18 protein-coding genes, 2 pseudogenes and 1 riboswitch are annotated in these 21,240 nt (G+C 51.0%); of the genes and pseudogenes, 10 read left to right on the top strand and 10 right to left on the bottom strand.

The features are described from left to right. Positions 1–14: 14 nt before the first annotated feature. Positions 15–1,403 carry a sugar porter family MFS transporter gene (locus JCM12308_RS15835; RefSeq protein WP_054784409.1) on the bottom strand — a complete coding sequence of 463 codons (1,389 nt, stop codon included), beginning with the start codon at positions 1,401–1,403 and terminating at the stop codon, positions 15–17. A 283-nt stretch (positions 1,404–1,686) separates the two neighbouring features. Here JCM12308_RS15835 and JCM12308_RS15830 point away from each other — a divergent pair, with 283 nt between their 5' ends. Then, complete coding sequence (locus tag JCM12308_RS15830) at positions 1,687–2,154, top strand: GNAT family N-acetyltransferase (protein WP_008552220.1); 468 nt, start codon at positions 1,687–1,689, stop codon at positions 2,152–2,154. A gap of 107 nt (positions 2,155–2,261) precedes the next feature. Then, positions 2,262–2,891: a peptide-methionine (S)-S-oxide reductase MsrA gene (gene msrA, locus JCM12308_RS15825; protein WP_014284252.1), complete on the top strand. Its 630-nt coding sequence runs from the start codon at positions 2,262–2,264 to the stop codon at positions 2,889–2,891. 59 nt (positions 2,892–2,950) lie between these two features. Here the strand turns inward: msrA and JCM12308_RS15820 are convergent, their stop codons facing one another. Beyond that, on the bottom strand, positions 2,951–4,195 hold the full coding sequence (locus tag JCM12308_RS15820; protein ID WP_054784408.1) for a PQQ-dependent sugar dehydrogenase: 1,245 nt from the start codon (positions 4,193–4,195) through the stop codon (positions 2,951–2,953). A gap of 284 nt (positions 4,196–4,479) precedes the next feature. After that, positions 4,480–4,610: riboswitch (SAM-I-IV-variant riboswitch) on the top strand. 47 nt (positions 4,611–4,657) lie between these two features. On the opposite strand from JCM12308_RS15820, the gene JCM12308_RS15815 reads away from it, so the two are divergent. Further along, positions 4,658–5,038 (top strand): hypothetical protein, encoded by a 381-nt coding sequence (locus tag JCM12308_RS15815; RefSeq protein WP_208609041.1) that lies wholly within the window; start codon positions 4,658–4,660, stop codon positions 5,036–5,038. Between the two features lie 30 nt (positions 5,039–5,068). On the opposite strand, the gene JCM12308_RS15810 is transcribed toward JCM12308_RS15815, so the two are convergent. The 8 genes and pseudogenes from JCM12308_RS15810 to JCM12308_RS15780 all read right to left on the bottom strand — a co-directional run bounded on the left by JCM12308_RS15810 (position 5,069) and on the right by JCM12308_RS15780 (position 11,057). Beyond that, a complete protein-coding gene (locus JCM12308_RS15810) occupies positions 5,069–5,497 on the bottom strand; it encodes a group III truncated hemoglobin (RefSeq protein WP_008552226.1) in 429 nt (142 codons plus the stop codon). Between the two features lie 53 nt (positions 5,498–5,550). Next, positions 5,551–5,979 carry an acyl-CoA thioesterase gene (locus JCM12308_RS15805; protein WP_008552238.1) on the bottom strand — a complete coding sequence of 143 codons (429 nt, stop codon included), beginning with the start codon at positions 5,977–5,979 and terminating at the stop codon, positions 5,551–5,553. A gap of 59 nt (positions 5,980–6,038) precedes the next feature. Continuing rightward, complete coding sequence (locus JCM12308_RS15800; protein ID WP_008552085.1) at positions 6,039–6,452, bottom strand: group III truncated hemoglobin; 414 nt, start codon at positions 6,450–6,452, stop codon at positions 6,039–6,041. An 80-nt stretch (positions 6,453–6,532) separates the two neighbouring features. After that, entirely contained in the window at positions 6,533–7,129 is a 597-nt protein-coding gene (locus JCM12308_RS15795; protein WP_208609040.1) for a Crp/Fnr family transcriptional regulator, read from the bottom strand. 312 nt (positions 7,130–7,441) lie between these two features. After that, entirely contained in the window at positions 7,442–8,239 is a 798-nt protein-coding gene (locus JCM12308_RS15790; protein WP_208609039.1) for a ChbG/HpnK family deacetylase, read from the bottom strand. An 81-nt stretch (positions 8,240–8,320) separates the two neighbouring features. Next, positions 8,321–9,064 carry a glycosyltransferase family protein gene (locus JCM12308_RS30135; RefSeq protein WP_208978637.1) on the bottom strand — a complete coding sequence of 248 codons (744 nt, stop codon included), beginning with the start codon at positions 9,062–9,064 and terminating at the stop codon, positions 8,321–8,323. Next, positions 9,004–9,638: pseudogene (locus JCM12308_RS30130) on the bottom strand (glycosyltransferase family 39 protein). The gene JCM12308_RS30135 and the pseudogene JCM12308_RS30130 overlap by 61 nt, the downstream one beginning before the upstream one ends. Positions 9,639–9,908: 270 nt before the next feature. Further along, positions 9,909–11,057, bottom strand: coding sequence for a glycosyltransferase (locus JCM12308_RS15780; protein ID WP_054784406.1), 1,149 nt, complete (start codon positions 11,055–11,057; stop codon positions 9,909–9,911). Between the two features lie 260 nt (positions 11,058–11,317). Here JCM12308_RS15780 and hisS point away from each other — a divergent pair, with 260 nt between their 5' ends. The 7 genes and pseudogenes from hisS (at position 11,318) to JCM12308_RS15750 (ending at position 21,051) form a co-directional block, all read left to right on the top strand. Beyond that, positions 11,318–12,838, top strand: coding sequence for a histidine--tRNA ligase (hisS, locus tag JCM12308_RS15775; protein WP_054784405.1), 1,521 nt, complete (start codon positions 11,318–11,320; stop codon positions 12,836–12,838). 1 nt (position 12,839) lies between these two features. Further along, a pseudogene (locus JCM12308_RS31595) lies at positions 12,840–13,202 on the top strand (ATP phosphoribosyltransferase regulatory subunit); the annotation flags it as partial. Positions 13,203–13,270: 68 nt separating this feature from the next. After that, the gene (locus JCM12308_RS30115; RefSeq protein ID WP_244271921.1) at positions 13,271–13,960 is read left to right on the top strand and encodes an ATP phosphoribosyltransferase regulatory subunit; all 690 of its coding nucleotides are present in this window, start codon (positions 13,271–13,273) and stop codon (positions 13,958–13,960) included. Continuing rightward, a complete protein-coding gene (gene hisG, locus JCM12308_RS15765; RefSeq protein ID WP_054784404.1) occupies positions 13,960–14,925 on the top strand; it encodes an ATP phosphoribosyltransferase in 966 nt (321 codons plus the stop codon). The genes JCM12308_RS30115 and hisG overlap by 1 nt, the downstream gene beginning before the upstream one ends. Before the next feature lie 258 nt (positions 14,926–15,183). Then, positions 15,184–18,951: a calcium-binding protein gene (locus JCM12308_RS15760; protein ID WP_054784403.1), complete on the top strand. Its 3,768-nt coding sequence runs from the start codon at positions 15,184–15,186 to the stop codon at positions 18,949–18,951. 281 nt (positions 18,952–19,232) lie between these two features. Then, complete coding sequence (locus JCM12308_RS15755) at positions 19,233–19,751, top strand: hypothetical protein (RefSeq protein WP_054784402.1); 519 nt, start codon at positions 19,233–19,235, stop codon at positions 19,749–19,751. Beyond that, positions 19,720–21,051, top strand: coding sequence for a calcium-binding protein (locus JCM12308_RS15750; RefSeq protein ID WP_054784401.1), 1,332 nt, complete (start codon positions 19,720–19,722; stop codon positions 21,049–21,051). The genes JCM12308_RS15755 and JCM12308_RS15750 overlap by 32 nt, the downstream gene beginning before the upstream one ends. Positions 21,052–21,240: the final 189 nt, after the last annotated feature.

Raw genomic sequence — 21,240 nt, 5'->3', positions numbered from 1 at the left:
TGGTGCTTGTTGTTTTATTCTCCTGCCACAGAGCCCTCAGCAGACGCTCCTCCGCGTTTATGGAAGAGATCGTAGATATCCTCCAATGAGACGCCTTTGGTCTCTGGAGCGCGGCGTACGGCATACACTGTACCGATACAGCAGCAGATGCCGAAGAAAAGGAAGATCTCTGTGATGGAGAAGAGCTGGTTGAACTTGGGGAAGACAAACACCACCAGGAAGGTGAAGACCCAGTTCACCGTCACCGCAACGACCATTCCCTTAGCCCTCAGATAATTCGGGAAGACTTCTGACATGTAGACCCAGGGTAATGGGCCCATGGAGAGGGAGTACGAGATTACATAGAGGCATAGGCCTGTGACGGAGAGAGCTGTGCCGATGCCATCGCCCATGATGAAGCCGCCAACGATCAGGAACTGGGAGAAGGCGCAGGCGGGTAAGCCGTAGACCATGAGTGGGCGGCGACCGACACGGTCGATCAAGAGCAGGCTGGCTGCAGCGGCCAGAGCCAAGGCAGAACCGAGCCCTACGGTGGCAGACAGACGGCTTGCCTCAGCTGAAAAGCCAAGATCGCCGAACAGTTCCGGCGCGTAGAGGATAACGGCGTTGATGCCACTGAGCTGCTGGAACAAGAAGGTGAAGACACAGAAGCTGGTGATGGGACGATTGCGCGGATTTATGAGATCCAGCCAGCCGCCCTTTTGGTCTGCGACTTCTGCAAGATCCTCTTCGATGCGCTTGACGTTGCCTTTGACCCATTCAACGGTTCGGTTTGGCTCGATCTTTTCGAAGACTGCCTCCGCCTCTGCGGAGCGGTTTGCCATGACGAGCCATCTCGGGCTTTCAGGCGCGCTCCAAATGCCGAAGAGCAGCAGTGCGGCCGGAATTGCGGAGAGGAGGAACATGAACTGCCAGCGGTTGATGATTTCAGCGGTGTAGCCGAGATCCAGCGTTACCAGATTGGTGAGGTAACCGATCAATACGCCAAAAGAGATCATGAACTGAAACGCACCAAGCATTCGGCCCCGGATTTTGCGCGGTGCAATCTCTGAGACATATTGCGGGCCAGCCATGGAGGACAGGCCGATCCCCATGCCGATGAGAGAACGAGCGAATGTGAGGATGAAAAGGTTTTGCGCGACACCGGATAAGCCTGCGCCAGTGATGAAGAACAGGGCTGCGATCATAACCGTTGATCGCCTGCCGAACCTGTCACTGAGGTAGGAGCTCAGGTAAGCGCCGATGAGTCCGCCAATGGACAGGGACGCGACCAACAGGCCTCCCCAATATGCAGAGAACGCGAACTCCGCTTTGATTGGCTGATACGCGCCGGCAATGACGCCCTCGTTGTAGCCATAGAGCAACCCACAGAGCACCGCGATACACGCCAGAAGGATAATCATGCGCAATCCTTTTCAAAAGTAACGCAGAGTATAGGTGACGGTCTCTAACCAACCAGAGGATTTGCAGCTCTGAATTGAATTGGTTTTCGAAAGGCCCCAATAACACTTCGCCACTTCACGGCAAGTTTGGGAAGCCAACAGGCAGATGACTGCTGCTGATCAGAGCCTGTTAGAAATCACAGTATTGCGCTTTGCGGTGTCTTTGCCTTCGATTAAGCTCAGTGATGCATGATCAGCGCAGGATATTTTGAAGCGCTCCCCTTTTTACCAACCAGGACTTACCATGATTGTTCTTCAGGACTTCCCCGCTGACCGCTTTGATGAGTTTCAGATTATTTCCATCTCTGAATATGCGCAGGACCTGATGGCCAATCGCAAAATGGATGAGCAGGCTGCCCTAAAGAAAGCCAAGGAGAGCCTGGAGCAAGCCTTTCCTGCTGGTAAAAGCAATGAGCGCAACAAGCTGCTGAGCATCCTCAACAAGACCAAAGGGCGTGAGGTTGAGGTTGGCTTTCTTTGGTACACGCTTCACGATGACGGCTCCGCGTTCATCATGGATTTTCTGGTGTACTCGGAACATCGCGGTAAAGGCTATGCCTCCAAGGCCCTGCAGGTGCTGAAGACGATGTTTGAGGAACAGGGTCTTTCCCGGATCGGACTTCGGGTCGCCCCAGACAACCACGGCGCCATCCGCACTTACTACAAGGCGGGTTTTAACGTGACGGGATGGAACATGTCCTGCGAGCTGTAGTGCTCTCAAGACCTGACGTTTTGTTGATGTGACTTCATTTCCGTTGTGCTTTGGTGGCTGCTAGGGTTTTGGCAATTCCAATGCATGACCTGATTTAAGGATCTGAGATGATTGCACGCAAAGCTGCGAAAGCCCTTGCCGTTCTTCCTTTGCTTTATGCTGTGAGCCAGCCTGCCCACGCTGCGAAAACCGAGACTGCCATTTTTGCAGGCGGTTGCTTCTGGTGCATCGAGTCTGATTTCGACAAGATCGACGGCGTTCTTGAAACCACCTCCGGATACACCGGTGGCCGTACTGAGAACCCAACCTACAAGCAGGTTTCAGCTGGTGGCACTGGCCATATTGAAGCGCTGGAAGTGAAGTTTGATCCGGCGAAGGTGTCTTACGAAGAGCTGCTGACTGCTTTTTGGCATTCTGTTGATCCAACAGACGCTGGTGGCCAGTTCTGCGATCGCGGTGAAAGCTATCAGACAACCATCTTTGCAACTTCCCCTGCCCAGCTGAAGAAAGCGAAAGCTTCCAAGAAGGCACTTGAGAAGTCCGGTGAAACAAACCGTCCGATTGTAACGCCTATCCGCACCGCGTCCACGTTCTACGACGCAGAGGATTACCATCAGAATTACTATGAGAAGAACCCGATCCGCTACAAGTACTACCGCTATCGCTGTGGTCGTGACCAGCGCGTGAAAGAGGTTTGGGGACCGAATGCCTACAAAGGTATCCCCGGTGAGCACTAAGAGCTTACGATAGAAGATGAGAAGACCAGAGGGGTTCCTCTGGTCTTATTTGTTTAGGCCTAGTTACCTTCGTAATACATGCGGTAGATGCCACCCGCCGAGTCATCTGAGATCAGCAGGGAGCCGTCGCCCAGTTCAACCACATCAACGGGGCGCCCCAGATAGTCACCACTGGCGTCAATCCAACCAGTTGCGACGATGCTGGGTTCTCCAGCTTCTTCCTTAGCGTTGATTGGAACGAAGACCACTCGGGCGCCAATGGGCACAGAACGATCCCATGAGCCGTGCTGCGCGATGAAGACGCCGCCTTTGTACTCATCAGGGAACATATCCCCCTGATAGAACGTCATGCCAAGGCTGGCTGCATGCGCATCCAGCTCGACCTCCGGATCGACTACACCGCTTGGTACGGGTTCATCAATGTAGTGCGGGGTTCTAACGGTTCCACCGCCATACCATGGGAAGCCGTAGTTCTTGCCGGGCTCTGTGGCTTTGTTCAGCTCTTCAGGTGGAATGTCATCCCCCATGCCATCGACCTGATTGTCGGTGAACCAGAGGTTTCCGCTGTCTGGATGGAACTCCAGGCCTACGGAGTTTCTGATGCCAGTGGCGTAGACCTGGCGATCCATTCCATCGGTGGTGATGGAGATGATGCCGCCGATGCCGAGACTGTCATAGAGCTTCAGCTTCATCTTGGGCGGTACGTTGTAGGGCTGTCCGAGAGTGATGTAGATACGATCGTCCGGTCCCTGATCACATACACGGGCGGAGTGATTGTAGCTTTCTTCAGAAGGAGGAATGAGCATTCCCTGACCAACCAGCACCTTCACCGCAGGTTTGCCCTGCTCTTTGTTCTCCAATGCATCGGGAAAGCTCAGAACGCGGTTTTGCTCAGCGAGGATCAGTGAGCCATCTTTGGTGAAGCAGACACCATTGGGGATGACAAAGGACTGATTTGGAGCAAACTGACGGACTTCAGCAGCTTTTTTGGTGTCTTCATCCTGCGTCACCACCCAGACTCGATCTGTGGCTGTGCCAACAAAAACAGTTTTACCATCCGGCGCGACCGCCATATGGCGCGCATCCGGCACAACGGCGTAAGGCTCTATGCGGAAACCTGGAGGCATCACCACCACACCGGTGTTGCGGGCCAGAGTTTTCTGATCGTCGGTGTCCTGCTCGACATACTCGGTGGCGACACCATCAACGGTTTCGGTTTTTGTTGCTGCTAATGAAGTGGTTAGCAGCAAAGCATAAGCGCACCCTGACAGGACTCCATAGAGAACAGGTTTAGTGGTGCACATGGGTTTTCCTCCATAACGGCCTAGAAATTTGACTGAGAAAAGTTATCGCATTATTCGGAATGTTCTGCTGAGTGAGCTGTCACTATGCGCTCATTCAAAGTCTGAGGAGAATACTCAGATATGACGGGAAATCGGTTTATAGAACCACAAAAATTGAAGATATTCACTTAGCGGAAGTTGCGTTTTGTGGTGCTAGAATACGACATAACGTAAGTTTGAAAGTGTGGACAAAGAACAAAGGAAAGGTGCCCACTTGCATTTGCCTCATTTTCGTGCCAAATCCTACGCATCATCAAGAGAAGGGCTGGCGCCCTCGCCAACCTGCCTAACCGGGCAAGGTGGTCTCCGCCGAAAGGGATGTGGTTTCGAACTGAGGACGTCGTCTTCATCATTCGTAACAACCAAGCGGTAGTTTCAATGGATTTTGCGCCAGTCCTCCTCGGGAAACCGATGGAGGATTTAATGTTTGATCTTGCTAGTCAGCCTCAGTCTGCATGGCAATCGTATGTATCTGAATATGTGCCTCAATCCTTGAGGGAAGCCGTCGCTCATCTTGCCGACGAGTTTACCGCTGCCTATCTGCTTGACTGTTTGATCCTGGAAAAAGGGCTGCGCAGCCGTCTGCTTTCCAACTCAACACGTCAGGCTAACACTCCCCTCACCACAGATGAGCGTTCTGATCGTTTTGCGGTTCTGCTGCGTTTGTGGGCTGAAGGATGCCATACGGTCGTTGATGAGCGTTTATTCGCTGATACCGTGCGCCGCCGTCCTGACGAGCTGGAAGCGCTGCGCGAATACTTCAGGCAAAATGCGCTTCGCTCGAAAAAGAAATTCCCGAGCTAAGCAAGCTGATCCATAATCAGATAATGATATTCAAGCTGCGCGCGTGCCAAACTTGGCGGGAGGCGTTGCAAACGGATCTGCAAACATTGCCAGCCAGAGGCTCTGAGCTATGCGCTGTGCAGTCGCCAGCAGAAGAGGTGCGGCTTCGGGAGAGAAGATCGCATGAACTTCTTCTTCGAACAGATCCATCCATTCATGAAAGTTCTCGGTGGTCACGCCTGTGATTTTTGCGTGAGCCGGAACCGGTTTGCCTTTGTATGATCCGGTCTTCAGCAAAACGGAGGCCCAGAAATGCTTCATCTTGTGCAGATGCGGCCCCCAGTCCTCGCCCATTTCTTTTAGGAAGATCGGCCCCAGCGTCTCATGCTGACGTACTCTGCCATAAAAGCTTTCAACCAACTGGTTGATTTGCGCTGGTGTGATGGAAGGATCAAGCGGTGTCCGTTCACGCGCTGACATAACGGGAATTTTGGATGACACTGCTTGCTTCCTCTTCCTGACCAGTTAGCTGATTAAGCGTTGTTGTACTTTGCACGCTGCTCTTCAGAGATCTCGATTGGCTTACCGTTATCATCCACGGCAACAAAGGTGAACTGAGCATTTGTCACCTTTTCGCGGTACCCAAAACGATGGCGCAATGCCCAGGCTTCGATTGCCAGCGTAATTGAGGTTCTGCCAACACGGAGGACACGGGAGTAAACACACATCACATCGCCAACTTTTACAGGGCGAATAAACGTCATACTGTCGATCGCAACAGTCACAACGCGCTCCATGGCGCACTGGCTTGCTGCAATACCAGCCGCAATATCCATTTGAGAGACAACCCAACCGCCGAAGATATCGCCAGATGCATTGGTGTCTGCCGGCATCGCCATTGTGCGTGTGGTCAGTTCACCTACTGGCTGCTCTTCTTCGACAGCGTCTCTTGTATCATTCATAGTTTTAAAGCTCCGTCGATCCATCAGAGGAAATGCTATGCATGGCGAAGCTCAACTACTCAAGAAGGGATCATCGCCATATGGAAGCAATCAACAACCTGGGTCGCACATTTCATGGTATTGGCCCGAGCGGTTTCAGCAACACATTCTTCGACGGCATTTTCGAATAAATTCAACCAGCTGGCAATATCATCACCGCATACCTGCTTTGCAGAACCGCGATACTTGCCAATCGGACGACCGGAATAACTCTGGTCTTTCATGAGAGCGGAGCACCAGAAACGAACGGCCTGCGCTTCATAGTCTTCCCAGTCGCATTTCATGTTGCTCTGGTAGACGTTTGCCAGTGTATCATTCTGACGAAGTTTTTCTGAATGATTGGCGACCAGCGCACGGACCTGATCGTGTGTCAGGTCAGGGTGAACTGGAGTGCATTCGTCTAGTGGGCGAATGTCAAAGTGCTGATAAGTCATCTCGGTGTTTCAGGAACCTTGCAGGGACAAGGCTCATGCCCTTGTTGTTACTTTGGGTCACTTTTACTCAAATACCGAGTTTAAAGCTCTGCGGCAGCTCGTAGCACCTCTGGCTTTTCGAGGCAGTAATATCCAGAGAGGCGGCTGATTACGCCCTCGCGTTTCCAGACGTTGAGCACACGGCTCACGTTCTCACGGGCACCGCCAGCCATATTGGCGATCTCTGCCTGAGAGATCTTGTAGTGCACGAGGATCTTATTGCTATCGACTTTTTTGCCAAAGGTTTCAGAGAGTTGCAGCAGGGTCTGAGCAACGCGACCATTGAGCGGAAGGAAGGAACGAGCAGCAAGAGCATCGTTGGACCGGCGCAAGCGAGTCGCCACAATTTGCAGCATGTGGCGATACACAGCGGGGTTCTCATCCGCATAACGATAAAATGCAGCTTTGGAGATAAATGCAAGCTGACTCGGCTTCAGAGCGGTCACTGTGGCTGAACGTTCACTGCCATCAAGCAAGGCAATTTCACCAACCAGAGACCCCTGCCCCAAAACGGCCAGCAGCTGCTCACTGCCATCCAGCGAAACAACGGAGACCTTCATGCTGCCTTCGATGATTGCGTAACACCCATTGCCCGGATCGCCAGCCTTGAAGAGAACTGCGCCAGATTTCAATGACATAGGCTGGGCAATTTAAGAGAGACCTTGTGCATGCTCCTCTGCCAAACCCGATAGTGAAAAGCTGTTTTGAAGGAGTTCTTTGAACTTTGTCATCTTGCCACAAGGTCCTGACGCGCCGTTGATTCAGTTTTTTAGTTTAAGCTGCATCAATATAATTGATGATTTTAATTAGGTCTATCATGCGGCCATTTTGTGACCGAAGTCACAGAGATATTCTTTAGTTTTAGGCAAATTAGGGGTGTTCATAAATACCCCAACGTTTATGGCAAATTCAAAAGGAACGATCTCTTCAACCGCAGGGAGAGATCGTTCTTAGAACAAGAAGATATCTTTTTCCATCAAAAGAAACGGAAATTCCTCACTAATCAGGAACTTGAGCTGGTTTTCACGAGACGAGCTCTGACGCATGTTTTTCTTTTTGACGGGTTGCGCCTGTTCTTCCGGATAAGACGGGCGACACAAGATCATCGCGGAATCCTGGGCTTCATTGATTCCATGCCAGAAGAAATCCCGCAGATCCGTATCCTCATCAGCCATCGGTAGATCTGGCCCAGAAAAAATTGTCTCCAACCCTGCTTTGGTTGCACGCTTCACAATGGCATTGCCGGTTCGGGAAACGCCAGCAGGCAACACAAGCGCTGGCTCGCGGCCTGTCATCATGCTGAGTACTGTGATCAGCGCAGAATGCACGGCAGGATGTTTTGCCAAATTGCCCTGAATGGCGACAAAGGCCGGAGGGCGGGCATAGACTTCCTCAAACAAGTCTACCTGTGCCGCAATCTCCGCTGCTATTGCCTCTTCAGGCAGCATCTTCATCGGACTGCGGAATGCGTACCACCAGTTTGCCGGGAAGACATCTCCAAACACAGTGCGGCCAAAGTCAGTCAGCGGCGCTGCCGGCTTTGTGAGGGTCACTGTGAGGCCGACCATGGTTTCATGCTCGGCCCAGGCGACAACATCGCGGAGCTGATAGAACTCTCTTGACCACATCTCTCCGGTAACAACGCAACCGACGGCAGAGAGGCGGCCCGCGATAATCAAATCGCAGATCGCTCGATCAACTCCGTAGCTTTGCCCAAATTCCAGACTCGTCAAGAGGATGCGCTTCATCGCGCGGATCTCCCAATCCAAAAGGTTCAGGAGTACATTTAACAAAGCCTGCAATTTTAACGCAACGGAATCTCAGCCCTCTCAGTTGGATTTCAGGGGCTCTTTGGCTCCTGACAGCCGATAGATCCGTACATTTTCAATAGCTGTTTTTCCGAATAATCCCTTATTCTCTCGGGGGATGGTCTCCAGCAGCTCAACCTGATTGAAGTTGCTTTTCAGCTTTTGAGAGCGATCTCTTCTTTCCTCGGTGACATAGAGCATGTCGCTGTTTTCAGGATTTTGGAGATTATCGGGAATCATTGCATAGCGCATTCGCTCGGGAATTCCGTAGACCTTAAGACCTGAAGTCTTGAGCGCGTTGGACATTTGACCAGTCAAACCATAGCTGGTGGTTGCAACCCAATCGATGTCATTGGCCTTTGCCAGCCGTGCAACTTCATCTCCAACCTGCTGCCACCCACGCATCTGGTGGGTTGGGTCTTTTCGGCCAAGGGATGTGTTCAGCGGTGCGAATGCATGCACGTAGACCAAGCCAGCCAGGACAACGCCAAGCCCCACTGCGGTAGGTGCCAGAGCCTTGAACCAGCGACCAACATTCGCAGGCGGATAAGCTGCTGCGATGCCTGCAAACAGAGCCAGTGTCGGATACATCGGTGCAGGCCAGTTGCCTTGCACGCGAGAATGAAGCGAATGGAAGAACAGATAGATCAGAAACGGCAGAACTGTCAGCACCAACAGACTGGCAGCATTGTCCTGCTTCAACATCAAGCGGATAACGCGCCACGCTCCAACCATTGCGATGATGAAGACCAACGGATTGAGCAAGCCAGCAACGGCACCAATAAACTCACCGATGTATTTGATGGAGTAGCTTCAGGGACTGAGCGGCCAAACTGCTTTACGAAGGAAATCCACTCGTGCTGGGAGTTCCAATAGAGCACCGGAGAGAAGATTGCGATGGCTAGTGCACCACCAAGCCAAAGCTGCCACGACAGCAGATATCTGCGGTTTTCAGGCACCCAGATCAGCCAGAGGATGATGCCTGCACCCAGAAACAGCACGGAATACTTGGAGAGGAGACCCAGGCCAGCGAAGATACCGACTAGGATCCACCAGTTAGCATTCTTTGAGACTGACAGTTCCGCCATGCCCCAAAGAGCGAGGCCCCAGAAGAAGACTGAGGGTGCATCTGGAGTGGCAAGAAGAGAGCCGACGCCGATTAAAAGGCTGGCATTGAAGAAGAGGACTGTCCAGCCAGCGACATGCACATCGTACAGGATCTTGCTGTGCGCCAGAGGACAAGAGAACCGATGGCTGCGGATAAGATGCTGATGAACCGCACGCCCAGAGCCGTATCGCCAAACAGCGCCTGACCGAGCCAGATCCAATAAGCCACCATTGGCGGGTGATCGTAGTACCCCAGAGCCGGGTACAGCCCCCACAAGCGGTAATAGGCCTCGTCCTCAACCAGATCCACATTCATGCCGGTCACCAACCGTGCCAGAGACAGGACGGCGACAATCAGAATGAGGTTGGTTGGGCGCAACCAAAAGCTCAGGGGCTTTCCTGCGGTGTTATCCTGCATCTATGTGCATTCCTCTGAGAGCGTCTGTTTTGGTCGTCAGCATATGGAGAAGCAAAGAGCAAACCTTGCTTCTCGCAAATGTGTTTAGCCTTTGCGCCATGTGAGCGCGTTGGAAACAATGTAGTTCCAGACCGCACCCATGATGGCACCTGCGGCACCAGCAAACCACCAGATTGGCTTGTTCGTGTAGATGAGTTCTGCCACACCAACGTTTGCCAAAATACCAAAGCTACAAATCACATAGAATGTGAACAGACCTTTGACCCACGCAAGCCCCTTCAATCGGCGGTCGCGATAAGTCAGACGGTTGTTGAGGAAGAAGTTCGAGCTCATCGCCACAAAGGTCGCTATCAGCTGCGCAACACCGAATGGCAGACCGAAGAGAGCCAGCAGGATCTTCAGTGCGATGAGGTGAACGACGACACCGGTTCCGCCAACCATAGAGTACATGAGGAAGCGAACGGAGATCGTGTCATTAAAGAGTTTGGAGACCAGCAGACCGAGGTAATCCATTGTTACCAGCGTATCGAGCTTGCTCTCGCCGTGCTGGCGTTCGCGGAAGACGAAGGGGAGTTCCTTCACCCGCAAGGCGCCTTTTCCGCTGGCAACGATATCCAGCATAATCTTGAAGCCCTGAGACGACAGACGCGGTGCCAGTTCGACAAACCTATCCCGGCGCAGCATGAAGAAGCCACTCATTGGGTCTGACAGTTCCACTTTCAGGAACTTGCGTGCCAGATTGTTGGCGAGGTTGGAGCCCCACGCACGGACGGAGGATAGACCGGTTCCGACATCCCCACCTTCCACATGACGGGAGGCCACACAGATATCGAAGTTTTGAGAACGGAGCGCTTCCAACATTTTTGGCAGCAGGCTCTCGTCGTGCTGAAGGTCAGCATCCATCACAGCTACATACTTGGAGCTGGAGGCCAGCATGCCTTCGATACATGCACCGGACAGACCACGACGACCAATACGCTGGATGATGCGCACACGTGGGTCTTTTTGCGCAATGTCTGCGGTAACTTGAGAGGTGCCATCTGGAGAATTGTCATCAACAACAATAACTTCCCAAGCAACGCCAGCGAGCGCTTTATCCAGCAGCTCAACTACGATCGGGACGTTTTTGCTCTCGTTATAGGTTGGCAGTACAACGGTTAGCTCTGCCGGTCCGGTGACGCGGGCATCGGATTTGCTGACTTCAGTTTGTTCACTATTGGTGTTTGACACCATGATTTCTCCAGTGTGCAGACCTTCCTTCTCATGCTTGAGAGAATGGCCCTTCCATTTTTTCGGGCGACCTTAGCCGCTCTTGACGCTATTGCAAGTATTGATTGGGAAATTTGCGCCGGATTGCGTCCCCTTCGCGCCTTGCCCTCCCCTGCTCAATGGGCTAGGAGACTGACAACAGCATACTTACCTTAGAGTGTTCTGAAGAACTTCTACGGGTAGCTTTTGCAACCACCTAATTATTTCATGGATGAGACGGCCTCATGGCAAAAAAGAAAAGTGCCAAGCTCAAAGCTCGTTTGCCGCGCGGATTTGTAGATCGCGGTCCAGCAGAACTGCTGGCAATGGAGCAGATGATCTCTGTTATCAAACAGACCTATGAGCTTTATGGCTTTGAGCCCGTGGAAACTCCAATGTTCGAGTACACTGATGCTCTTGGCAAGTTCTTGCCGGATCAGGATCGTCCGAACGCTGGCGTGTTTTCGCTACAAGATGATGACGAGCAATGGATGAGCTTGCGGTATGACCTGACCGCGCCCCTCGCCCGTCATGTGGCGGAAAATTTCGAAAGCCTGCCAAAGCCTTACCGCAGCTACCGTGCCGGATACGTGTTCCGCAATGAGAAACCTGGACCAGGTCGCTTCCGTCAGTTCATGCAGTTTGATGCGGATACCATTGGTGCGCCTTCTGTTTCTGCAGATGCTGAAATCTGTATGATGGCTTCTGACACCATGGAACGTCTTGGCATCTCTCGTGGTGACTACGTGATCCGCGTGAACAACCGCAAGGTTCTGGACGGTGTGATGGAAGTGATCGGCCTTGCCGGTGACGAACATGCAGAAACCCGCCTGACTGTTCTGCGTGCTGTCGACAAGCTTGACCGCCTTGGTGTTGACGGTGTGAAAGCCCTGCTTGGTGCAGGCCGCAAGGATGATTCCGGCGACTTTACAAAGGGTGCTGGCCTTGGAGACGCTGAAGCGGAAAAAGTGCTGGCCTTTGTGGAAGCTGGTGGAGAAACTACCGACCAGACCATCGAGAACCTTCGCGGTTTGATCGCAGACAGCAAAACCGGCGCTGAAGGTGTTGAAGAGCTGGCGACCATGGGCAAGCTGTTTGACGCAGCTGGCTACACAGATGGTCGTGTGCTGATCGATCCTTCTGTCGTGCGTGGTCTTGAGTACTACACTGGCCCGGTTTACGAAGCCGAACTCACTTTTGAAGTGAAGGACGAGAAAGGTCGTCCTGTGCGCTTTGGTTCTGTGGGCGGTGGTGGCCGTTATGATGGTCTTGTTTCCCGCTTTATGAGCCAGCCAGTGCCTTCTACTGGCTTCTCCGTTGGTGTTTCTCGCCTGATGGCTGCGCTGACTACTCTTGGCAAGCTTGGTCAGGAAGAGATTGCTGGTCCTGTGGTTGTGTGTGTGATGGACAAGGACATTGATTCTATTGCGCATTATCAGGCAATGGTTCAGGATCTGCGCACAGCGGGCATCCGTGCTGAGATGTACCAGGGCAATCCAAAACAGTTTGGCAAGCAGCTGCAGTACGCTGATAAGCGCAACTCACCTTGTGCCATTATTCAGGGCTCTCAGGAGCGTGAAGAAGGCGAAGTACAGATCAAAGATCTCATTGAAGGCAAACGTCTTTCTGCTGAGATTGAAGATAACAAAACCTGGCGCGAGAGCCGTCCTGCACAGTTTGCTGTGAAACGGGATGAGCTTGTTGCAGAAGTGAAAAAGCTTCTGGCTGCTCAGGAAGAAGATCGCAAAAACCAAAGCGAGAACTAATATGACATTGGGGGATAACCGCAGCATGGCTTTGAGCCAGCTTTTTCGGGATGCCGGTTATGAAGAGGCTACCCCGCCAATCTTGCAGCCAGCCGATATCTTTTTGGATCTGGCTGGTGAAGATCTTAGGCGGCGCCTTTTCCTGACCACAGGAGAAGATGGACAAGAGCTTTGCTTGCGTCCTGATTTTACCATTCCGATTGCCCGACATTATCTGGAAACAGGTGAAGCGGGTCGTACTGCGGCATTCTCCTATGTTGGACAAGTTTTCCGACATCGACCTGGGCAACTGGGTGAAACCATGCAGGCCGGTGTTGAATCCATTGGCCGTACAGATCAGGAGCAAGCAGACGCTGATATGCTGGCGCTTGCTCTTGAGGCATCTTCCAGCCTTGGTTTGTCCTCCCCCCGCATTCGCGTGGTGATGAAGGCTTGTTTACCTCTGTTCTGCAAGCCCTTGAGATTCCAAAGGTCTGGCAGCGTCGTTTGCGCGATGTGTTTGGTGAGCGTGATCGTCTCGATCAGGTTATCAACCGCATGGGTGGCTCTGAAGCCAAGCCAGACGCCAAGCTGGGCTTTCTTGCAGCCCTTGAAGGACGTGATCCGGAAGCTGCTGTGGCCGTGGTTGAAGATGTGCTGTCGCTTGCGGGCATTTCTGCTGTTGGCGGGCGTACAGCTCATGAGATTGCTGAGCGCTTCATGGAACAGGCTGCGCTTTCTGCGGGTTCCGGGATCGACAAAGACGTGATTGCTCGTCTGACCGAGTATCTCAACGTGTCTGGTCCTCCGCCAGCCAAAGCCGTTGAAACCTTGCACGGGTTCGCCAAGGAAACCGGCCTTGATCTGGATGCTTCCATTGAGCGTCTTGCTAAGCGAACTGACCTTATGGCAGAGCGTGGCATCGATATCTCAGCACTGGAATACTCCGGTGATTTCGGGCGCCGTCTTGACTACTACACCGACTTTGTCTTTGAAATTCATCATGAATCCAGTGAACATCTGGGACAGGTGATCGGTGGTGGTCGATACAACAAGCTGGTTGAACGTCTTGGCGCGCCAAGCACTGTTCCTGCTGTTGGCTTTACAATCTGGCTGGACCGCGCTGGTGAGGGAGCAAACTGATGAGCTCTAATCTTATTCTTGCTATTCCTTCCAAGGGCCGTCTTCAGGAAATGACACATGCGTTTTTTGCGCGTGCTGGTTTGAAGGTGAAACGTCCAGGTGGTGATCGTAACTATCGCGGCACACTGAAGGGCGTGGACGGCGTTGAGATCGCTTTCCTTTCAGCTTCCGAGATCGCCCGTGAGATTGCAGCTGGTACCGTTCACTTTGGCATCACCGGAACGGATCTGGTCAACGAGAACATCGACCGCCCAGAGGAAAAGACCCACATCATCACCGCTCTTGGTTTTGGGCATGCGGATGTTGTGATCGCTGTTCCAACGGCCTGGATTGACGTGTCCACCATGTCCGATCTTGCTGATGTTGCTTCAGATTTTCGGGCGCGGCATGGTCGCCGTCTGCGCATTGCAACCAAGTATGTGAACCATACGCGGCAGTTCTTTGCCGAAAAAGGCATTGCGGATTACCGCATTGTCGAGAGTGCGGGTGCGACTGAGGGAGCGCCTGCGGCAGGGTCTGCTGAGCTGGTTGTCGACATCACCTCAACCGGTTCTACGCTAAAAGCCAACAATCTGAAGATCCCAGAGGATGGCGTGATTGCCAAGTCTCAGGCGCATCTTGTGGCGTCCAGAACAGCGAACTGGGACGAGAAAGCGCTTCAGGCAGCTCGCTTGATGCTGGACCGTATCACCGCGCAGGATAACGCTCACAATTTCAAAGAGATGCGGACCGTTGTCGCCAATCCTGCAGGTGTTTTGGAGAAAGTGGCGGGGCTTGGCTGTGTAGCTCCGTTTGGGATCGAAGGCTCTTCTTTAATCCTGCACTGCCCTGCTTCCAGAGTTCCCGAATGTGCGGATAAGTTGCGCGAGGAAGGGGCACAAATGGTGACGGTGACGCCGCTGGAGTATGTCTTCCACACGGCAAACCCGCTTTTTGAGCCTTTGGCACAAAAAGTCGCAGGCTAAGCCTTAAATCACTGAGAAATCTTTGAAAACGCACCTCTGACCGGGGGTGCGTTTTTTATTGCGTTGATTTGCGTTACTTACGAGAAATCTGCGCGTTTATGTTTCTCCTGCTTAGTTACAGTAGTTTCAAAATACTTATCCATCCAATTTATGTAAATTTCGCAGTATCTCTGAGTCACCTAGACACAACCTTGGGGTGCATATCTTCGATGTGCGCAATGCATATATTTAAATATTTATGAAACTCGAGGAAAACAGATGGCTGCAGATAAAATGCCTCTCGAAGGCGACAACAGCTACGGTTTCAAGCGTGGTGTAGGCAAGGACTACTTTGGGGGAGCCCCTGGCATCACCACCATTCGTTTTGATGGTGACCTCACTCTGAGTGATTTCAAGATTCGCCTGGAAGGTGGCGATCTGGTTTTTTATCTTATCGATCCGGCCAACCCAAACCAGCCGCTGAGCGAAATTGCCGATGTCTTCTACTTCGACAACTGGATCGCAAACGATCATGGCATCGAGCGGTTTGAGTTTTCTGATGGGACCACCCTGTCGAAATTTACAGTTCAGAGTGACGGCCGACTAAAACTCTATGGCTCTGATGGCGATGATACCTTTGTCGGCACCTCTGGCAGAGATGAAATTTACGGCAGTGAGGGCGCTGATACGATTGATGGTAAGGGCGGTACCGATATTATCAACTACCTCCTGTCAGACGCGGGGGTGACCGTTAATCTGGCAACAGGCCAAGGTTCTGGTGGTTACGCTGAAGGCGATCAGATCTCAAACGTAGAGTCCATCATTGGCTCCTATCATGACGACGTTCTGATTGGCGATGATGGCAATAACAACCTGTTTGCACAAAACGGTAATGACCATTTGGAAGGCGGAGGCGGTGATGACCAGCTGAATGCCTATGGCTCGGGCGCAGACTACCTTGATGGTGGTTCCGGAAACGACACAGTACGCTATCGCTGGTCCCGGTCTGCTGTCACTGTCGACCTGACTGACCAGTCAAACAATGCCGGAGACGCTGCTGGTGATGTCTATGTTTCCATCGAAAACGTTATGGGCAGCAATAGCTATGGTGACCACATCACCGGCGATGCTGGTGACAACAAGATCTGGGGCTACGGTGGCAACGATACTCTCGATGGCGGTGATGGCCACGACATTATCCTTGGCGGCAATGGAAACGACGTCCTGAAAGCCGGTAATGGTGACGATTATCTCGATGGCGGCGCCGGAGACGATGAGTTCCACTACGGTGAAGGCACCACCACTTTCCGCTATGACCTTGGCGATGGCAACGACACTATCCATGCCAACCACGATGTAGATGCTTCCTACAATGACAAAGTTGTCTTTGGCCCAGGTATCTCCCCAGCCGACGTTACAGTTACGCGTCAAGGAGAAGGCACAGACAAGTACGGTAATGAACGCGACAATCTTGATCTCCTGCTGACATTCAAAGATGGCGGTACATTGCTCATCAAGGAAGCTTTCTTCTACGGACCGAATGGCTTTGCCTTTGGAGAACTCCATTTTTCAGATGGCACTATCTGGAACTGGGAAAGCTTCAATAAGATGCGCTTTGAGAATACGAGTGACGAAGGCGAGAAGCTGGCAGGCACCTTGGGCGATGACGTGATTGATGGCCGGGGTGGTGACGATGATATCATTGGTTATTCAGGAAATGACCACCTTATTGGCGGTGCCGGAAATGACACGCTTGATGGTGCCGAAGGAAATGATCACCTGGAAGGTGGTACTGGCAATGACACGCTAAAAGGCTCTATTGGCAACAATATTCTCGATGGTGGCGATGGCAACGACACTTTCTTTAGCAGTACGGACGGCGAGGATACAATTATTGGTGGGAGCGGAGACGATTCCATTTATTCGTGGAGTGGAACAGCGATCATTGATGGTGGGACAGGTGATGACGATATAGATATATCAAGTGCAACCGTTACCATTCATTACGATCTAGGTGATGGTAATGATACCGTTGACATCAGGCACTCTGACGATAGCTCATACAATAATAAAATTGTTTTTGGAGCAGGTATCTCGCCTGATGAGGTTACTGTTACGCGTAGTGGTAGTACTTCAACCAGCCTTCTATTGACTTTCAAAGACGGCGGAACGTTACGTCTCTTTGATGTTTTCCATTATGGGCCCAATCACTTTACATTTGGCGAGCTCCACTTTGCAGATGGCACTGTCTGGAACTGGGAGACCTTCAACAAGATGCGCTTTGAAAACGCTGGTGACGAAGGTGAAAAACTCGCTGGCACCCTGGGTGATGACACTATTGATGGCCGGGGTGGTGACGACACAATCGACGGTTATTCCGGGGACGACCATCTCATTGGCGGTGCAGGAAATGATGATCTCTTCGGTGGAGAAGGTGATGATCACCTGGAAGGCGGGGCTGGCAACGATAAGCTGAACGGCTGGACAGGCAACAACATCCTCGATGGAGGAGATGGCAACGATACAATTTACAGCGCCACTGATGGAGTAGACCAGATCAAAGGAGGAAGTGGCGACGATAAAATTCTTGCCTGGAGTGGCTCTACCGTTGTGGATGCTGGAACAGGAGATGATACAATTTTCATCTCAAATGCAAAAGTCACACTCCACTACAAGCTTGGAGATGGCAATGACACAGTTGATTTTGCGTACTCAGGCCAGTTGCAGGATGAAAGTCATAAGCTTGTCCTTGGCGAAGGTATCTTGCCAGACGAAGTTTCAGTGACACGCTTTAAAGGTACTTCAAAAAGCATCTTACTCACATTTAAAGATGGTGGAACAGTGAACCTGCTATCTGTTATTGACCCTGATGTACTACGACTACACCTCGATGAAATCGAATTTGCCGATGGCACAATTTGGAACTGGGAAAGCATCAATGAAAGGCTTCTTGGAGGCTTGAGTGATGAGGCAGACCATCTTCGAGGTACTACTGCTGATGACACCATCGATGGGCTCGGAGGTGATGATATCATCTTCGGTGATGATGGAAATGATCAACTAATTGGCGGTGCTGGCAACGACAGACTGAATGCTGGCGAAGGTGATGATCATCTCGAAGGCGGAGATGGCGATGATATACTAGAAGCATCTAGAGGCAAAAATATCCTTGATGGCGGAGATGGTGACGATAACATCGTTAGCTTTTCAAGTGATAGCAATAAACTTCTTGGAGGTGCTGGGAACGACAACATAATCGCGAATGGCGGTTCATCCATAATTGAAGGCGGGACAGGCGACGACTTCATTATTTATCGCAGTAAAGATGCGACATTCCTTTATAATCTGGGGGATGGTAATGACACACTGGAAGCAACTTCTCCTATAGTTCAGCCAAACAAGATTGTGTTTGGCGAAGATGTTTCACCGAGCTCTGTTGTTGTTGCTTACGTGGCAGAGCAGGAGGAGGATCTCCTGCTGACATTTGCTGATGGTGGTACAATCATCATCAAAGAAGCTTTCAACCGTCAAACTTCGCAGTTCGACTTTGGGGAGCTCCACTTCGCAGATGGTACGATCTGGACCGGAGATGACATCGACCAGAAACTTACTGGTGATGCTCCAACTACTGAAACTGCCACTACAATCACATTATTTTATGCTGACGACTTTTATTCTACTAAGTCCCACCATGATCACATTGTCTTTGCTGGTGCAGGCAATGACACCATCATCACTGATAAGGGCGATGATCAACTTTATGGTCAAGCTGGTAATGACACGCTCACTGGAGGCGAAGGCAACGATGCGTTCTACTTCAGTACAAACTTCGGCAAAGATGTCATTACAGATTTCACTGCGGGAGCAGGTTCTATTGACACCATCCACTTCAGCGAAGGCACTTTCGACAGCTATGCTGATGTCATTGCAGCAGCGAGAGAAGTTGAGGACGATATTGTTATTCAACTCGACAATGACAACTCTATAACTCTCCAGAATGTCTCAATCACTGATCTGCACGCGGACGATTTTGCGTTCGCTTCCTGAGTAATTATGTAATCAAGTGCTTTAAGCTCCGGCATTTCTATGCCGGAGCTTTACTGCAGGAAGTGGCAAATTTCGAAAAGAAGTTTTTTTTAAAACCCCCGCCCATTATAGCAACATAATAACATTCACCCTCATACATGAAGTAAATAAACTAATAAAAAAAATAAAAAATACATTAATTTATACATAAAAGCTACGCGCAAGCTACACGAAACACTATTTACATGAAGTTGCATACACCTAAACAACTTCACAAAGATAATATATAGTGGGATTTTATTATGGCGTATATTGATACCGATAAAAACAATGAAGGTTATGACTACGGATATGGCGGCCTGTACAACGGAACAGCAGGGAACGATGTTTTCGAAGGCACACTCTTTAATGACATCATGAATGGCTTTGGGGGTGATGATACATTTCGTGTTGGTACCGTAACAAATGGTGATCACTACATTGGCGGCACCGGGTACGACACAATCGAGATATATGATCTCCACCCATATTCCTCATATGCCAATGTTGAGATCATCACGATGTCAGGCATTGAAGAGATAAAAAGCACACTGACACATGTTGACACTTTCGTGCAGGTCGGGACGTCTCTTCCAGTATTATCAAATAATCCAACTGGTGGTTCCGAGAACGATCCTCACGTTTTAGATGTGCGAAATGTGAAACTCACCAATATTGCTGGACTACATGGCTCTTCGGGATCAGATGAAATCTTTGCAACAAACAATGACGATTATATTGAAGGAAAAGATGGTAGTGATACTTCACGGGGAAGATGGTGACGACATCATCTATGGCGATGATGCAAAAGAGCAAAAAATAAGCGGCAATGACACTATCTACGGCGATAAAGGTAACGACACTCTTTATGGTGGTAAAGGAGATGATCACCTTCTCGGTGGAGAAGACAATGACACCTACGTGTTTGAGCAGAACTTTGGCAAGGACGTTATCACTGAGACATCTGGAACAGATACTATCCGCTTTGAAGATGGCATTACACTGTCAGACCTTAAAGGCGTGATTGATGGTAATGACCTGAAGATCTATCTTATTGATCCAGCTAATCCAAACCAGCCACTTGACGAGATTGCTAACGTCATAACAATCAAAAACTGGAGTGCAGATAGCCCTCAAATCGAAAAGTTTGAGTTCTCTGATGGAACCACTCTTTCGCAGTTTCCAATCGAAGAAGGCGGTGTCCTCAGATACTACGGTACTTCTGGTGACGACACCTTCACCGGTACAGATGCGAACGAAGAAATCTATGGTAGTGCTGGTGCAGACACGATCGATGGTGGCGCTGGTCGAAATGCGATCAGATACACTCTGTCGGAAGAAGGTGTGTCAGTAAACCTAGCAACCAATGTGAACACTGGCGGTCATGCAGAGGGTGATCATCTGACAAACATCAGTCAGGTTTTCGGATCTCATTTTGACGACGTTATCGTTGGAGACGACGGAAACAACGGACTCTATGGCTTTGGTGGTAATGACCATCTAGAAGGCGGCGCTGGAGACGATTGGCTCAACGCTTACGGCTCAGGTTCAGACTATCTCGATGGTGGTACCGGCAACGATACAGTGCGTTATCGTTGGGCGAGTTCTGCGGTTACTGTGGATCTGACGGATCAGAGCAACAATACCGGCGATGCTGCTGGGGATGTTTATGTTTCCATCGAAAACATCATGGGCACTGATAAGCATAGCGATCATCTGACGGGTGATGCGAATGCTAATAAGATCTATGGGTATGGTGGCAACGATACCATGTTTGGTGGCGCTGGCGACGATACTCTCCTTGGAGGTGACGGGGATGACACCATGGAAGGTGGAGTGGATAGTGATACGTTCTATTTCCGGTCAGACTTCGGCAATGACATCATCACTGATTTTGTAGCTGGTGAAGGTACTGATGATGTGCTGCAGTTCTCTGAGACGTTTGAGAGTGTTGCAGAGGTTCTTGCTGCCGCGAGTGATGTTGGTTCTGATACCGTTATCTACGTCGATGACAGCACGTCCATCACATTGAAGAACGTTTCTGTTGCAGATCTTCATGCGGATGACTTCGACTTCATCTAAGTGATTGGCAGCAGCCTCTTTGCGAAGCCCCGGTGTATTACGCTGGGGCTTTTTTGTGGTCGAGCCGGAGTGGCATACCTTTTCATGAAGAGTGGCTGGTGGGTAACAGCGGTTGGGGGACTTGGCGGATGGGTGGTCTTTTTCTTGATAAGCCTGCGGGATTTCAATAGCTATGTTTTGATTTCGAGT

Source organism: Pseudovibrio denitrificans JCM 12308, assembly GCF_001310815.1.
GTDB lineage: Bacteria > Pseudomonadota > Alphaproteobacteria > Rhizobiales > Stappiaceae > Pseudovibrio > Pseudovibrio denitrificans.
This window is presented reverse-complemented; position numbering and strand designations above follow the sequence as displayed.